The organism is Synechococcus sp. WH 8101 (assembly GCF_004209775.1).
Taxonomy (GTDB): domain Bacteria; phylum Cyanobacteriota; class Cyanobacteriia; order PCC-6307; family Cyanobiaceae; genus Synechococcus_C.
Map to the genome: position 1 here is coordinate 1,691,690 of NZ_CP035914.1, position 13,877 is coordinate 1,705,566.

At 63.2% G+C, this 13,877-nt stretch carries 19 protein-coding genes; 10 read left to right on the plus strand and 9 right to left on the minus strand.

What is annotated here, in order from left to right:
- Positions 1-6 precede the first annotated feature (6 nt).
- The 7 genes from SynWH8101_RS08905 (at position 7) to SynWH8101_RS08935 (ending at position 7,411) form a co-directional block, all read left to right on the plus strand.
- Entirely contained in the window at positions 7-813 is an 807-nt protein-coding gene (locus tag SynWH8101_RS08905; protein WP_130129461.1) for a hypothetical protein, read from the plus strand.
- A gap of 3 nt (positions 814-816) precedes the next feature.
- Complete coding sequence (locus tag SynWH8101_RS08910; protein ID WP_130129462.1) at positions 817-1,845, plus strand: HlyD family secretion protein; 1,029 nt, start codon at positions 817-819, stop codon at positions 1,843-1,845.
- A 38-nt stretch (positions 1,846-1,883) separates the two neighbouring features.
- A complete protein-coding gene (locus SynWH8101_RS08915; RefSeq protein WP_130129463.1) occupies positions 1,884-3,812 on the plus strand; it encodes a sensor domain-containing phosphodiesterase in 1,929 nt (642 codons plus the stop codon).
- Positions 3,813-3,874: 62 nt separating this feature from the next.
- A complete protein-coding gene (gene alsS, locus SynWH8101_RS08920; protein WP_130129464.1) occupies positions 3,875-5,518 on the plus strand; it encodes an acetolactate synthase AlsS in 1,644 nt (547 codons plus the stop codon).
- A gap of 22 nt (positions 5,519-5,540) precedes the next feature.
- Positions 5,541-6,395: an acetolactate decarboxylase gene (gene budA, locus SynWH8101_RS08925; RefSeq protein ID WP_165380968.1), complete on the plus strand. Its 855-nt coding sequence runs from the start codon at positions 5,541-5,543 to the stop codon at positions 6,393-6,395.
- Positions 6,396-6,424: 29 nt separating this feature from the next.
- Positions 6,425-7,129, plus strand: coding sequence for a hypothetical protein (locus SynWH8101_RS08930; protein ID WP_130129465.1), 705 nt, complete (start codon positions 6,425-6,427; stop codon positions 7,127-7,129).
- 105 nt (positions 7,130-7,234) lie between these two features.
- The gene (locus tag SynWH8101_RS08935) at positions 7,235-7,411 is read left to right on the plus strand and encodes a DUF4278 domain-containing protein (RefSeq protein ID WP_130129466.1); all 177 of its coding nucleotides are present in this window, start codon (positions 7,235-7,237) and stop codon (positions 7,409-7,411) included.
- Between the two features lie 139 nt (positions 7,412-7,550).
- On the opposite strand, the gene SynWH8101_RS08940 is transcribed toward SynWH8101_RS08935, so the two are convergent.
- Positions 7,551-7,739: a hypothetical protein gene (locus SynWH8101_RS08940; protein ID WP_130129467.1), complete on the minus strand. Its 189-nt coding sequence runs from the start codon at positions 7,737-7,739 to the stop codon at positions 7,551-7,553.
- Positions 7,740-7,898: 159 nt separating this feature from the next.
- Between SynWH8101_RS08940 and SynWH8101_RS08945 the strand changes: the two genes are divergently transcribed.
- A complete protein-coding gene (locus SynWH8101_RS08945; protein ID WP_130129468.1) occupies positions 7,899-8,141 on the plus strand; it encodes a hypothetical protein in 243 nt (80 codons plus the stop codon).
- Here SynWH8101_RS08945 and SynWH8101_RS08950 read toward each other — a convergent pair.
- A complete protein-coding gene (locus SynWH8101_RS08950) occupies positions 8,138-8,491 on the minus strand; it encodes a hypothetical protein (protein WP_130129469.1) in 354 nt (117 codons plus the stop codon). The two genes, SynWH8101_RS08945 and SynWH8101_RS08950, sit on opposite strands and share 4 nt — an antisense overlap.
- A 47-nt stretch (positions 8,492-8,538) precedes the next feature.
- On the opposite strand from SynWH8101_RS08950, the gene SynWH8101_RS14140 reads away from it, so the two are divergent.
- Positions 8,539-8,685 (plus strand): hypothetical protein, encoded by a 147-nt coding sequence (locus tag SynWH8101_RS14140; protein WP_165380969.1) that lies wholly within the window; start codon positions 8,539-8,541, stop codon positions 8,683-8,685.
- 19 nt (positions 8,686-8,704) lie between these two features.
- Here SynWH8101_RS14140 and SynWH8101_RS08955 read toward each other — a convergent pair whose 3' ends face one another.
- From SynWH8101_RS08955 to SynWH8101_RS08980, 6 genes are all read right to left on the minus strand, one after another.
- Entirely contained in the window at positions 8,705-8,983 is a 279-nt protein-coding gene (locus SynWH8101_RS08955) for a DUF1830 domain-containing protein (protein WP_130129470.1), read from the minus strand.
- 104 nt (positions 8,984-9,087) lie between these two features.
- On the minus strand, positions 9,088-9,516 hold the full coding sequence (locus SynWH8101_RS08960) for a nuclear transport factor 2 family protein (protein WP_130129471.1): 429 nt from the start codon (positions 9,514-9,516) through the stop codon (positions 9,088-9,090).
- A gap of 19 nt (positions 9,517-9,535) precedes the next feature.
- Positions 9,536-10,405, minus strand: a complete 870-nt coding sequence (locus SynWH8101_RS08965; RefSeq protein WP_130129472.1) for an NAD(P)-dependent oxidoreductase — start codon at positions 10,403-10,405, stop codon at positions 9,536-9,538.
- Positions 10,405-10,728, minus strand: a complete 324-nt coding sequence (locus SynWH8101_RS08970; RefSeq protein ID WP_130129473.1) for a molecular chaperone DnaJ — start codon at positions 10,726-10,728, stop codon at positions 10,405-10,407. Before SynWH8101_RS08970 ends, SynWH8101_RS08965 begins: the two co-directional genes overlap by 1 nt.
- A gap of 49 nt (positions 10,729-10,777) precedes the next feature.
- Complete coding sequence (locus SynWH8101_RS08975) at positions 10,778-12,022, minus strand: glutathione S-transferase family protein (RefSeq protein WP_130130449.1); 1,245 nt, start codon at positions 12,020-12,022, stop codon at positions 10,778-10,780.
- A 127-nt stretch (positions 12,023-12,149) separates the two neighbouring features.
- On the minus strand, positions 12,150-13,154 hold the full coding sequence (locus SynWH8101_RS08980; protein WP_174719510.1) for an NAD(P)-dependent alcohol dehydrogenase: 1,005 nt from the start codon (positions 13,152-13,154) through the stop codon (positions 12,150-12,152).
- Between the two features lie 177 nt (positions 13,155-13,331).
- Here SynWH8101_RS08980 and SynWH8101_RS08985 point away from each other — a divergent pair, with 177 nt between their 5' ends.
- Complete coding sequence (locus tag SynWH8101_RS08985; protein WP_130129474.1) at positions 13,332-13,580, plus strand: DUF1651 domain-containing protein; 249 nt, start codon at positions 13,332-13,334, stop codon at positions 13,578-13,580.
- A 4-nt stretch (positions 13,581-13,584) separates the two neighbouring features.
- Here the strand turns inward: SynWH8101_RS08985 and SynWH8101_RS08990 are convergent, their stop codons facing one another.
- Entirely contained in the window at positions 13,585-13,857 is a 273-nt protein-coding gene (locus SynWH8101_RS08990) for a cupin domain-containing protein (RefSeq protein ID WP_165380970.1), read from the minus strand.
- Positions 13,858-13,877: the final 20 nt, after the last annotated feature.

Consider the following 13,877-nt stretch of genomic DNA (forward strand, 5'->3'; position numbering starts at 1 on the left):
TCAGCCATGCGTGTTCCCCATCTGCTGCTTCTGCTCCTCACACCTCTATTGGCGGGCTGGAGCCAGGGCACCTACATCTGGCAAAGCGACGCCTTGTTGAACCACCAAACACGCCGCCAGGAACTGCGTCAACTGCGCCAGCACGGCATGACTGATTTGATGGTGGGGCTGAATGGGGCCCAGGTGCGGAACTCCTCCACACCCGGAGCCCTCAGGGCCTTGGTGCAAGAGGCCCATGCCAACGGCCAGCGGGTGGTTCTGCTGCTCGGGGATCCCGCCTGGATCACCCCGAAAGGGCGGCCCCAAGTGTTGGCCTTGATTCAGCGCTTCCGCGATCTGCCTCTGGATGGTGTACACCTCGATCTGGAGGTGGAACAGCTGGGCTGGCCGGTACCGGCCAGCCGCCTACAGCAGTGGATCACCACAGTTCAGGCGGCACGGGAGGCCAGCCCCTGGCCCCTCAGCCTCTCCGTGCATCCCCGCTGGTTTGAAGCACCAACATCCGCCGAGATGCCCTCGTCACCTTGCGTACCCTGCGCCCTGAAAGGGGTGGAAAGCATTGATCTGATGCTGTATCAACGCAATGCCAAGCGAGTGAGCGAGCGCACGTTGGCGATTGCCAAACGTTGGCCCCAACTCAACTTCCGCCTTGCCCAGAGCGTGGAGCCAGGCCTCCCTGCCACCGAGAGCTGGCGGGGCAGCACAGCCAGCCAACTTCAGAGCCAAGTGCGGCAATGGCAGGAACGCCTAAGCCCGGTCGGCATTGACGGTGTCGATTGGCAGGACTGGGCCTCCTATCCGAAAGACCGCTGACCCATGAAAGTGCGCTTCAACGGAGAGAAGGAACTGACCCCTGATCGGGACAACGGCCTGAAGGTGCTCTATGGGCCTGGAAAACGCACGGCCTATCGCCTGCGCTGGTATCTGATCCTCCTGCTGGTGGCATCCCCCCTGGTGCTGGTGTTCACACGATTGCTTCTGGGTGTGATCCACCAGGAGGTGCCCGCCCAGCTCTCGATTCCCACCCAAGACCTACGCGCTGGCGTGAGCGGCATTGTGGAAACCCTACCGGTGAAAGTCGGTGACAAGGTGAAAGCTGGCCAACTGCTCGTGCAGATCAACAACCCGGATTGGCGCCTGCGTTTGAAGCAACTGGCACCCGCATCCTTGCAACGCCAAGACAACCTCGGCCGTTCGGCCCAGGCGATCGCCCGCAACACTGTGCAGCTGCAAGACCAGATGGTGGATCTCTACAAGGGTCTGCAACGGGAAGGCGGGCTGAGCTCAGCGGAACTGTTGCAATCGGAAGTGCAGCTCAACAGCACCAAGTTGTCGCTCTTGGAGTTGCAACGACGACTACGCCTGGAGACGTATCAGGTGGAGGGTGATCCGATCCAGAATCTGCGAGACGAACGGGAACGGGAATGGCTTCGGGGCCAGATCAAACGTCTCAACCTTCGAGCCGAGGTCAATGGTCGCGTCGCGGAGGTGCTGGTGGATCCCGGCGACAACGTTGGCCCCGGAACGCTACTGATGCGGATTGAACGCGATGAGCAACCTCTGTTGTGGGTGTATTTGCAACCTCGCCAAGCGCGCTCGGCCACACCGGGGCAGCCTGTGAAGGTTCAGATGCCCGACGGCAGCTGGCTGGGAGCCACAGTGGTGGATCAACCCGATTTGGCGCGTCGGTTGCCGCCAGGGCTACGACCCCCAGGCGACGATGATCGCCTGGCCTTGGTGGTGCCGATGCAGTTCAACCAGCCCCTGCCAACGCTTTGGCGCGTGAACCAACTGCCCCTGAAGGTGCACTTTCCGTTTCGATGGCAGAATTTTTGGCCGGGCTGAGCCTCCATGGGCTGACGACACTCGCGATTTAAGCAACGATGAAGGTGGATTCCGGGACGAAGGCTCCGGATTTGCCGCCAAAAGCCAGCAACGACATGCTCGATGCGCCAATCCCCGCTTCTGAGCGCGAGCGGCTCCAGGAGCTCCGCAGCTACGGCATTCTCGACAGCGCCTCGGATCCGGCCTTCGACGACCTGTCGGCACTGGCTCGAGACATCGCCAACGTCCCGATCGGCATTGTCAGCCTGGTCGATGAAAACCGTCAGTGGTTCAAGAGTTGCCTTGGGCTGGAGGCCGAGGAAACCCCTCGAAACATCTCCTTCTGCGGTCACACCATCCTGCAGCGCCATCCTTTGATCATCGAGAACGCCCTGGCCGATGGGCGCTTCGCCGATAACCCCCTGGTGGTGGAGCCACCGCACATCCGCTTCTATGGAGGCTTTCCCCTGATCGCCACCAATGGCTACGCCCTCGGCAGCCTGTGCGTGATCGACACGATTCCCCGCTGCCTAAGCCAACAGCAGGTCCAGTCGCTGCAGAGGCTGGCGCGCGTGGTCGTGCAGCTGATGGAGAAACGACGCAGCGAAGAACTGCTGGCCGAGTCTCAGCGCCGGGCCGTGAATCAACCCTCCGTGGGAGCCAACACCACCAGCATGTTCATCTCGGCGGAGCAACTGCGCTCCATGCTGAACCTGATGATCAGCCTGCAGGAGCGCCAGTGCTTTGCCCTGATGCAGCTCCAACTCAAGGATCTGCGACGTATCGCCATGGCGATGGGTGATCGCACGGCCAATCCGCTGCGTCGCACTCTCCAGGCGCGTCTGACTGAGGTGCTGCCAGCCGATGCGAGCTGCTGCGAGTTGAACGACTACGAATGGATGATCCTTTTGCCCTTTGCCAATCTTGAGGAACCGGTGAAAGCGCTGGCGACAACGATCACCCGCGCACTCGAACAACCGGTGAAGATAAATGATCAACTCTTTGGTTCCACAGTATCGATCGGCATTGCCCTCTTTCGCGACAACTACGACGATGTCTCTTCACTCATCGCCGACACAGCGCTGGCCCTGCGCAAAGCCTCAACCCAGAGCAGCAGCGGCATACGCATGATCGATCTCACCACCCGGCTGCAAGCCCAGGATGATCTGCAGATCGAGGTGGAGATGCGTCACGGTCTCCAGATCGGCGCGCTGACGAAGAACGAGAGCGCTCTGGTGCTGCATCTCCAACCATTCGTGGCGCTGGACAACAGCCAGGTTGTGGGCTTTGAGGCCCTGGCGCGCTGGCGCCGCCCCGATGGCACCCTGCTCTCCCCCGATCGCTTCTTGCCGGCCGCTGCAACGGCAGGTCTGCTGGCCGACCTGGATCAGCAGATGCTCCGCATGGTTCTGGAGGCTTCGGATGCGCTCCATCACGCCGACCCAGACGGCCCCCTCACCCTGAGCATCAACCTCTCCGATGCCGTGCTCAGCAGCGATGCCGCCTTTGAGCGATGGCTGGAGCAGATCGCCAGCCATCCCCTCCCGGCCGGCTGGACGCTGCAGATGGAATTGCTGGAAACGAATCTGCAATTGCGTCCTGATCAACTGCTTCAGAAGCTCCAGATCTTGAAGCAGAGCGGTGTGCGGCTGGCGATCGATGATTTCGGCAGCGGCTATTCCTCTCTCGCGCGCCTCAACCGCTACCCCTTTGATGCTCTGAAAATCGATCGATCGTTTATCCAGCGCATTGACGATCCCGAGCAACCCAGCAACCGACTGCTCGAGGTCATTCAGGCCATGGCGTCCGCCCTGAAGTTGCACACCCTGGCCGAAGGCGTGGAAACCGACGCGCAAGCGCAGTGGTTGCGGCGCCATGGAATCCGAGCCGGGCAGGGATACCTGTTCGGTCGTCCCGTGCCCCTGGCCGTTGCGGTCAAGGAACGGGCAGCACGACGGCGCCAAGCGCATCAAAGTTGGTCGATTTGATGACGTGAGCGGAGCGTGATACGGCGCCAGGCGCTACCAAACAATCAGATTGCGCCTTCCGCATGAATGGAGCTCAGGCCCTGGTGAAGCTGCTGGAGCAGCACGGCGTCACCCATGTCTTCGGCATCCCCGGCGCCAAGGTCGACAGTGTGTTCATTGCCCTGCTCGACTCGCCGATCGAGCTGGTGCTGTGCCGGCATGAACAGAACGCCGCCTTCATGGCCCAGGCCTTCGGGCGTCTGACGGGAACAATCGGCGTCTGTTTGGCCACCTCAGGCCCCGGCGTCACCAACCTGGTAACCGGGCTGGCCACCGCCACCTCCGAAGGCGATCCGGTGCTGGCGATCGGCGGAGAGGTGCCCCTCGATGACCGCTTCAAGCACACCCATCAGGCCCTCGATGGCGTCGATGTGATGCGACCGGTCACCAAATTCGCCCAGTCGGCCCTGAACGTGCACGATCTACCGGAGGTGTTCGGCAATGCGGTGCGCGCCGCCGAAAGTGGACGCCCCGGCGCCGCCTTTCTCGGCCTGCCCAAGGATGTGGGCCTCGCCGAACTCGGCGAGCTGCCGGCCGGACCCTGGGGCCAGCCGATCAGCATCGGCTCGGCCTCAGCCACCAGCGTCAGCCACGCCGCCCAGTTGCTCAACAGCTGCCGCAAACCGATCGCCCTGCTCGGCATGCAGGCCTCCTCCCCCCAACACGCCGAATCGCTCCAACACTTTCTCCAGGCCGCCGGCATTCCCTACGCCTCCACCTTCCAGGGGCCGGGCCAGTGGGTCGCGCCCGACCATTTCGTCGGCCGGGTCGGTCTGTTCCGCAACCAACCGGCCGACAAGCTTCTCGATGCCGCCGATGGCGTTCTCACCATCGGCTTCGATGCGATCGAATACGACCCCAGCCTCTGGAACAGCGGCAATCCACGGCCCCTGATCGCCGTCGATGTGGTGCCCCCCGATCAAGACCGGGCCTTTCTGCCAGCAGCGGAACTGATCGGTGACATCGGCGCCAGCCTCAAGGCCCTGCAGGCAGGACTCACCGTTCAGGTGGATCCCAGCTTCCGCAGCGCCGCCACGGCGCACATCGCTGAACTGCACAGCACCGTGGCCGAGGGAGCCCAGATGGGCGGCTCCCCCGTGCCGCCCCTGCGTGTGGTGCACGACATCCAGCAGGTGATCACCCCCGAGACGATCCTGGCGCTGGATGTGGGCTCCCACTACATCTGGATGAATCGCTACGTGCCGGCGCAACATGCCCGCCAGGTGATGGTGAGCAACGGCCAGCAGACCCTCGGGGTGGCCCTGCCCTGGGCGATGGCGGCGCGGTTGCTCTATCCCGATGCACCGATCCTTTCGGTGTCAGGCGATGGCGGTTTCCTTTTTACAGCCACCGAACTGGAGACGGCCAGGCGCATCGGTAGCCGCTTCGTGCATCTGATCTGGAACAGCAGCTCTTACGACATGGTCGAATTTCAGGAGCAGGCCCACTACGGCAAGGTATCGGGCGTGAAGCTCGGCCACTACGACGTGGAGAAGTTTGCCGAGTCCTTCGGCTGCCGCGGCCATCACATTGACGATGCCGACCAGCTCCTGCCCTTGATCCGGGAGGGGTTGCAACAGGACGTGCCGGTGCTGATCGACATCCCGATCGACTACTCCAAGAACCTGCGTCTGATGCAGGACGTCTACCAGGACTTCATTCACTGATCGCGCCAAACCGTTCCACACCATGAAGACCCATCCCGATCTCGGCCACACCCTGCGACTGCGCCTGGGCGAAGGCCTCTGGCAAGAACTGCTGGCCGAAAGTCAGCGGCGGGGCGAAAGCCCGGCCCATCTCGCTCGCAGCCTGCTCAGCGAGGCTCTCGATCTGGAGCATCACACCGTGTATCAGGTCTCGACTTCCGGGGCCCTGGTGCAGGGGGTGTATCAGGGCTGCGTGCGCGTCGCCGATCTGTTGCGCCATGGCGACTTCGGCCTCGGCACCTTCGCTGACCTCGATGGCGAGGGGATCTTGCTCGATGGCACCTGCTGGCAAGCCCGCAGTGATGGCAGCGTGCACCAAGCTCCCGCCGATGCCGAGGCGCCCTTCTGGGTCACCACCCACTTCCGGGCTGACCGGCAGGAGACCTTGTCCGATGTGCGCAGTTGGGAGGATCTCACCACACGCCTCGATACCCTGCGCGACAACAACAATCTGTTTGTGGGCCTGCGCCTGGAGGGCCAGTTCGAGCGCATGCATTACCGGGTGGCCTGCCGTGCTGAGCCGGGCACCGACCTGGTGAGCGCCACCTCCCATCAGGCCGAATTCCAACTTGAGAATGTGAGCGGCACCCTGGTGGGCTTCTGGACCCCGAGCTTTGCCCGCACCATCAACGTGCCGGGATACCACCTCCATCTGCTCAGCGATGACCGTCAACACGGGGGCCACGTGCTCGATCTGCACTGCCGCGAACTCAAGGTGGCCCTGCACCGCGAAGATGAACTCCATCTCGCCCTGCCGGAAACGCCCGACTTCCTGAAGGCCGACCTCAGTGGCGATCCCGCTGCCGCCCTGGCAGTGGCAGAAAGCAAACACAGCTGACCTCCATCCCCACCACCCCGGCATCGCCCTTGGCCCAGCGTTCTCTCGATCTGCAACAGAGCCAGGAGCTGCTGGAGTGGATCATCCGTTTCGATGCAGCAACCGTGCGGGAACGGGTGGAGGCAATGCGACGCCGCTGGCCCGACGACAGTTCCTTCGCCCTGGCCCAGCGGGCCTTCGATCAGGCCGGCCTCTGGGTGATCGGGGCAGGGGTGGTGACGGGCCTGGCCGCCAATCCCTTCCTCGGTGTGGTGGGCACCCTGGCCGACCTCTCGATCACCGTGCGCACCCAGATCTTCGCGGCCGCCTGCGCAGCAGAACTGCTGATCCCTGGCTTTCTCGATGCCGAAACCGCCCGTCAGGAATTACTGCTGCCGATCTTCGGCACCGGTGTGATCAGTCAGGTGGGGCTGGAGCTGGGCGTCAAGGCCCTCAACACCGCCAGCCGTGAGGTGGTGGTGAAACTGCTGAAACGCCAGGGGGCAGAGATTGTGAACCGGGTGACGGCACGGGCCCTGGGGCGGCGCGTCATGCAACAGGGGCTCATCACCAAAACCCTCCCCGTGCTGGGGGGGCTGCTCGGTGGTGGCTGGAACGCCGTGGAGGTGCGACTGGTGCGCGACCGCACCCTTCGTTATCTCACCAACCACGCCCTCGACGCCTCTCCCGTGATCGACGTGGAAGCCCGACCGATCGAGACGGCCCAGAAGGTTCAGCAGGAACCATTTTGGTAGCAACTGTTACAGACATCCCCTTAGAATGAGCTCACGTTGAGCCCCTTGGGGCTGCAGTTCGTTCCACGCCAGGCAACGGGGGCGTGGGCACTGTGGAGTTCCACCATGAACACCCTCGATCTCACCCGCAATCGCATCCAGAAAGCGGAAGCCCTGCGCGAAGCACAGCGCCTGATGGCGAAGGCCTACCGGGGCGTCGAATACATCGATGCCCATCACACGGCCCAGAAACCCAAAAAGCCCTCCGAACTCCGCTATCGCGGTGTTCGCTACAGCGTCTGAGCCCGGTTACAGGTCCCACAAAAAGCGGCGGGTGTCTCACGCCCGCCGTTTCGTTTGCCGATTTCAGGACGCCGTCCTGCCCCGCAAGTTTGCCGCAGATTGACGCATTGGCCGAGGTTTGACTCAGCGTTTCGGGCCTTCAACCTGTGACTGAATCTGATTGCCACCGTGCTGGCGCCGATGCGCAGGTCTGCTCCTGGGCGAGCAGATCCTCTGAGAGCATCAACAGGGCCATGCCCATCAAGGCAAAGCTGGTGCCGAGATCGGCGGACCTGCTGGTTTCCAGGGTGCGCGCTGCCTGCAGATGCTGGGACCAGGACAGGCGCATGGGAGCTCGTCAAACCTCTCGAATCTGATGGCGGCACAGGCCAGATGCGAGCAGCTTTACAACCCGAAACACTGACAATCGGAGCAGGGCGTGGCTTTTGTTACAGCTTCAACGTGCCCACTCGATACATTCACCTCCATCCATTGGAAGCTGATGAGCATGACGAGCGGAATTCAGTTCACCACGGAACAGCTGTTTCACGTGGAGCAGTTCAACCGAGCCCTGGATGCCACCAGTGATCCCACCCAACTGCGGGATCTGGCCAAACAGCTGCTGAAGGCCTGGCAAACCCAGAAAGCAGCCACAACCTGGATCATGCATCAGCAACTGCAGGGCTCCACCAATGCCTGGGCCATGGCCCAATCCCTGCAGAACGACCAGGCTGATCCAAACGTCGCCTAGCCGAAGAGCATCCACAACCACACCAACAACGCGGCCACGGCTCCCGCACTCAGTAACACCAACAGCGTGAGCCCCAGGCCAGCCGCCACCACAAAGCGGCGGGTGGTGAGCGGAAACAACAGATACACGCTCAAGCCCAGGGCCAGGGGCCAGAGAGGAGGAATCAGCAGGCAAATGAGGGTCAGCGCCCACAACTTGCCCCGGTTGCGCTCGATCTCCTGCTGGCGTTGCCGCAAGCGAGCCTCCGCCTCGGCCGCTGAGAGCGCCTCCTCATCGCTGAGCCAGCGCCCAAGCCGCTGGGCCTGGGCGAAGTCGCGCTCAATCTGAAGTCTGTTCGCGGAATCAGCCATGCCTCAGCCTAAATCGATCAGGATGGACTGAAGCGGAGAACCGAACCATGCGTGAGATGAGCCTGATGGAGCTGGTTTTGCGGAACCTGGCCAAGGTGGCCGCTGGGGCCGGCATTGCCGCGGCCCTGCTCTGGCTCACCTATGTGATGCTCGATGTGCAACACATGCAGAGCGGCTTCACCCTGCCGAGCTGACGCTGAGCTCACCCCCACCTCAAGCCACGGCCTGATGGAACGGAGAGGCCATCGCATCGGCCGCCAGCTCAGCATCACTGGCATTGGCATTGGCGGCAAAGTCATTCACGTCCGCGCGGACGCTGAGCAGTTGGCCATTAATCGCCATCTGCCAGATCTCCACCCGCGATTCTTCCGGTGCGTTGAACCAATAGGTCTCCGACGGCAGGATCACCTTTTCCAGATAAAAGTGGTTTTCACCGATACACTTCAGCACCACCATTTTCGGGGTGCTGTTGGTGTAGAGGTAGTCGCCCATTCAGAGAAAAGCTGCTGCTGCCACAGTGGCGCCGACCCGTCGACCCGGTTTGTCGGATCCAACACAGAAACGCCACTGCTTCAGGTTTTGTTCAGAAACAGGGCTCAATCCACAAAGCGTTTGTAAAGCCAGCGCACAAAACCACCCACCACGGGCACCGGCGCAAAGGTGGGCCCCACGAAATCGAAGTAGTCGCGGTGATCGCACACCTTGCCCTCCGCGTTGAAGCGCAGGCGGCTCGTGCCGGGATAGAGGAACTCGATGCCCTTGATCTTCAGACCCATCTCCCACTCCACAAAGGCGGTGTCGCCCTCGATCGCGATGGCCCCTGGCGCCAGAAACACGTCATCGCAGCGCTGCATCAGCCCGTCCTGGGCGGCGATGTAGGCGGCGATGCCCTGCCGCTCCTGGGTGGGATCCTGAAAATGCACGTTCTCGTCGTAAAGCTCACGCCACTGGGCCTCCGTGGGCGCCGGCTGGCCGTAGGGCTTGGTGAAGAGCGCGCGCAACCGCTCGGAATCATGCAACGCCATCAGCCAGCCGCAAACGCCCTCAGCTTATGGAGGTCCGTTCTGCGGCGGTGAGCTCATGCAGGGCGGAGTAATCGGCCGCATCCAGGTCGGTACCTTCCGCCTGGGCCAGCAAATCGGCCAAGCCCTCCAGGGCCTCGGCGTTCACCCCGGCCAGGGAGGCCTCACGCAGGAACAGGTTGAGGTCTTTGCGCAGGAGGCTGGTGCTGAAGTTGGGGTCGGCATAGTGATGATCGAGCATCCGCGTCAGCTTCTTATCGACCGTGGGGGCGTAAAGGGCGGAGGGGCGCAGCACCTCCATGAACCGCTCCACGTCCAGTCCGGAGGCCTGCACCAGGCGCAGGGCTAGTGAATAACCATGGGTGAGGCTGGCGATCAGCTGGTTGAGCGCCAGTTTGGCCGCTGCGCCGGTGCCCACCGCACCCATCAGGCGCGGCTCGCTCGCCAGACCACGCAACAGGGGCAGTTGACGGGCGAAAACAGCCTCATCACCGCCCGCCATCACGAGCAAACGCCCCTGGAGCGCCTCCGGGCGGCTACCGAGCACCGGCGCCTCCAGATAGCAGCCTCCCTGCCCCTGCACCTGGGCGGCCAGAGCCACACTTTCACTGATGCCCATCGTGCCCATCGGCATCACACAGGCACCGCTCAGAGGACCGATCCGCGCCACCACGTCGGCCGTGACGGGGCCATCACGGAGCACGCTGATCACCGTGGCGCATCCCTGGGCCGCCTCAGCCGGATCGGCGACCACCTGGGCACCGGCGGACATCAGCGACTCACAGCGGGATGGATCCCTGTTCCAAACCCGCAGCAAACAGCCAACCGTCAACAGACGGTGGCCGATGGCGGAGCCGAGGAGGCCAGCCCCAAGCAGAGCAACCTTGGTCATCAGGCCGGAATCGCCTCCATCTCTGGCTCCAGGAGCAGATCCCGGGCGTTGTTGAGCCTGGTCATCATCTCGGGATCACCGCCTTTGTCAGGGTGATGCTGAACCGCCAAGGCTTTGTGAGCCCGCTTCACAGCCTGCTCCGTCAGGCGCCCCGACAAGGCCAGCCCCAATGTCTGGCGGGCACAGATCGCCTCAAAGCCGGGATCCCGGCCGAGGGGGCAACGTTCCCGCTGATGATTGGACTGCCGTGGCTTGCGTTTGGAGCTGCTGCGTTTCCCACCAGTGGCAGAGGAGCTCTTCGCTCCGAATCCATCTCCAGCCATCGACTCATGGGACGTTGGCTTCCCACCTTGCTTGATCGCGAAGCCCCGATCAGGTGACCGAGCCGACAAATGGTCTGGGATCCTGATCAAAGCGATGCTCAAACGGCAGCGCGGACGGTTGGTCCTGGCCTGCAAGAGCCGCGGTGCTTTCAAGGGCCTGCCTGAGCAGCCGGGCGCTGTGCAGAGGCATGTCGCGGGGCACCGAAATCCGGTCGCGCAGATACCGCAGAGCTGCCGCAGACCCTGGAGCTGGCATCACAGGCGTCCCAGCGATCAGCTTCGTGAGTGCTGCGCGCAAGGGCTGATCCAACCCCTCCCCGAGAGGACTGCGTGCCAGCAGCGTGCTGCGATGGCGCAACACCCGCTCCAGGGCTCTGGCCTGGGGAGTCAACTTTCCTTCGGACGGTGACCAGCGGCATTCGAGGGCACCCAGTCCCTCCCCTTGATCCACCGCCGCGGCCATGCGTTGCTGCTGCGCACTGCCGTTGGCCCAGCAACCGCCCATCTGCGGAGGCAGATCGTGCGCATGGGTGTGCACATCGCTCTGGGTGCCCCGGTAGGTCTCGAGCTGCTCGAGGGCTGACAGCCAACGGTCGATGCCGCCATGGGCTTCGCGCAAGGCAAACCCTTTGAAATAGGCCAGCGATGCGTTCATGCGCTCCACATAGGGGATGAACACCAGATCCGCGGTACCGGGTGTTGCCCCTCTCGGATTGTCGGGATCGAGCCAGCAGCCACCACCAATGGCGATCGCCTCCTCCATTTGGGAGGCCAGCCGCTGGAACTGATCCCTGGCACGTCGTTCCTGGTCCTCGCGCAGGCCTGGGGTGCAGAGCCAGACACACCAGGCGCGGAACAGCAGCCGTTCCATCTCACGCAAACGCCTCACCCGCCTGTCATTCATGCCAGCTCCCACCGGCCCGAAAGCGCGTTCGAGGGCGTCCAGGATGCGATCGCTTTCCGTGATCAGCCGACCATCCAGCTCCAGGGCCGGCAGCATCCCCGAGGGCACCTTGGCGGTGAACCAGGGCTCCTTGGGCCCATAGCAGCGCATGGTGACCTTGCGGATCCGATAGGGGATCCGGCGGAACTCCAGCCACAACCACACCTTCTGGCAGTACGGGCACCAGGCGTGATGATCTCGATACAAGGTGACGCGAATCGCGTCCTCGGGTTGACCGAAAAGGCGCAGCGTCGCCTGGGCGTTCGTGGGGCCCTGCACCCGTTCCTCGGGGTCGGGAGCCAGGGCCTCCAACTCCGACCAGCTCAAGGCCTCGGCTACGGCTGCCCTCATTGCCACACCATCCCCGCGTGCCATGTCGCGCCACAGATTGGCAGAAAAAAAGCGCCCGCTGGTGTGAGGAAGACGAGCGCCGATTTCCCAGACCCATGGTTAACGCCACGTAAAGAGATGGCGTCGTTCAATCCGCTACCGAATCCAAAACAAAGCGATAGCGGACATCACCACGACGCAGCCGATCGATCGCTTCATTGAGCCGATCCATCGGCAGATGCTCCACCTGCGGGCGGATGTTGTGCCGCACGCAGAACTCCACCATCTTGATCAAGCTGGCGGGTGAGGAGGTGGGGCTACCGGTGATCGATCGCCGCCCCGGAATCAAATCAAAAGCACCGATGCTGATCGGCTCGAGCACAGCGCCAAGCTGATGCAGGCGCCCGAGCGGCGCCAGCGAGGCCATCACCGCGCCCCAATCAAGGGAGTGGTTGACGGTGTTGATCACCAGATCGAAGCGGCCCGCCAGATCAGGCAGCTCCTCCAACGACTCCACGTGATGGGCCCCGAAGCGCTTCGCCTCCTCCGCCTTGGCGAGATTGGTGGTGAGCGCGGTGACCTCACAACCCCAGGCGCGGGCGAACTGCAGGGCCATGTGGCCAAGCCCACCGATGCCGATCACCGCCACATGGGCCGTGGGCGACACCACTTCATCCACCAAGGGCGCAAATACGGTGATTCCCCCGCAGAACAGAGGGCCGGCTGCCGCCGGATCCATCCCCTCCGGCAAGCGAATCGCCCAGTCTTGCCGGGCGGTGACATGGCTGGCAAACCCGCCCTGGCGGCCCACGATCGTGGCCTCGAGGGACCCGCAGAGATTGGCGGTGCCGCCGAGACAAAGAGCGCAGTGCATGCAACTACCACTGATCCAACCCAGGCCGCGCAGCTCGCCGATCACACCGGGATCCACCCCCTCACCCACACGCACCACCCGGCCGACCACCTCATGGCCGGGAACCAACGGATAGGCACTCAGGCCCCAGTTGTTGTCAAGCATCGACAGGTCGCTGTGACAGAGGCCGCAATGCAGCACCTCGAGCACAAGCTCACCGGCCGCCGGCTCCAGCATCGGCCGCTCGGCCCGCTCCAGGGGTGCGCCGGCCTCACGGGCCTGCCACACGGTGATCGTCACAAGCAAAACCTGCGTGAGACCTTGTTCTAACCATGGCCACCCAATCCGTGTTGACACATTTGTACTACAGCTTTAGAACAGGCGTACCAGCGGCGGATCCATGGCCTCCAGCTCCCCCTACGCCCCCTTCAAAGCCGAGGCCTGGATGCGCGCCTCCGCCCTCTCGCCCCGCAAGCAATGCCCAGGCACGGTTGGATCCAGGACCCCCGCACGAACGACACGAAGCGTTTCCATGCCGATGAAAAAAGCTGGAACCGCGATCCGCGCGTGTTCGTGGATTCAGGGCGACCTCTTCCAGGCCAGCCCCCACTGCTGAAAACCAGGGTGTATCTGCGCCGCGACACGGCTGAACTGCTCTGGCGCGAACTGCTGCGCGTCGGTTGGCGCACCTGCGAGCCCCAATGGGGTGCCGATATCGACGTCTGAGCGATCAGGTAAAGCGGTAGTGCTTGCGCACGGGCTTGTGCACAGTCCAGGTGCAGCACAGCCCCTTGGGGAAATCCACAAGATCTCCCGCGCCGAAATGCACCGGATCCCCACCATCGGGGGTGACGGTCACCTCACCCTCCAGCACCAGGCAGGTTTCATGCTGGTCGTAATGCCAGGGGAAGCTGCTCACCTCACAGCCCCAGATCGGCCACTCCCGCGCCCCCAGAGCGATCACCACGCTTTCCGGGCAAGGAGAGGTCACACGAATCGACACAACGCCTGCATCACAGCCAG

Coding starts and splice junctions, on each gene's coding strand:
- SynWH8101_RS08905 (WP_130129461.1), top strand. CDS start 7: ATGCGTGTTCCCCATCTGCTGCTTCTGCTCCTCACACCTCTATTGGCG.
- SynWH8101_RS08910 (WP_130129462.1), top strand. CDS start 817: ATGAAAGTGCGCTTCAACGGAGAGAAGGAACTGACCCCTGATCGGGAC.
- SynWH8101_RS08915 (WP_130129463.1), top strand. CDS start 1,884: ATGAAGGTGGATTCCGGGACGAAGGCTCCGGATTTGCCGCCAAAAGCC.
- alsS (WP_130129464.1), top strand. CDS start 3,875: ATGAATGGAGCTCAGGCCCTGGTGAAGCTGCTGGAGCAGCACGGCGTC.
- budA (WP_165380968.1), top strand. CDS start 5,541: ATGAAGACCCATCCCGATCTCGGCCACACCCTGCGACTGCGCCTGGGC.
- SynWH8101_RS08935 (WP_130129466.1), top strand. CDS start 7,235: ATGAACACCCTCGATCTCACCCGCAATCGCATCCAGAAAGCGGAAGCC.
- SynWH8101_RS08940 (WP_130129467.1), bottom strand. CDS start 7,739: ATGCGCCTGTCCTGGTCCCAGCATCTGCAGGCAGCGCGCACCCTGGAA.
- SynWH8101_RS08945 (WP_130129468.1), top strand. CDS start 7,899: ATGACGAGCGGAATTCAGTTCACCACGGAACAGCTGTTTCACGTGGAG.
- SynWH8101_RS08950 (WP_130129469.1), bottom strand. CDS start 8,491: ATGGCTGATTCCGCGAACAGACTTCAGATTGAGCGCGACTTCGCCCAG.
- SynWH8101_RS14140 (WP_165380969.1), top strand. CDS start 8,539: ATGCGTGAGATGAGCCTGATGGAGCTGGTTTTGCGGAACCTGGCCAAG.
- SynWH8101_RS08955 (WP_130129470.1), bottom strand. CDS start 8,983: ATGGGCGACTACCTCTACACCAACAGCACCCCGAAAATGGTGGTGCTG.
- SynWH8101_RS08960 (WP_130129471.1), bottom strand. CDS start 9,516: ATGGCGTTGCATGATTCCGAGCGGTTGCGCGCGCTCTTCACCAAGCCC.
- SynWH8101_RS08965 (WP_130129472.1), bottom strand. CDS start 10,405: ATGACCAAGGTTGCTCTGCTTGGGGCTGGCCTCCTCGGCTCCGCCATC.
- SynWH8101_RS08970 (WP_130129473.1), bottom strand. CDS start 10,728: ATGGCTGGAGATGGATTCGGAGCGAAGAGCTCCTCTGCCACTGGTGGG.
- SynWH8101_RS08975 (WP_130130449.1), bottom strand. CDS start 12,022: ATGAGGGCAGCCGTAGCCGAGGCCTTGAGCTGGTCGGAGTTGGAGGCC.
- SynWH8101_RS08985 (WP_130129474.1), top strand. CDS start 13,332: ATGCCCAGGCACGGTTGGATCCAGGACCCCCGCACGAACGACACGAAG.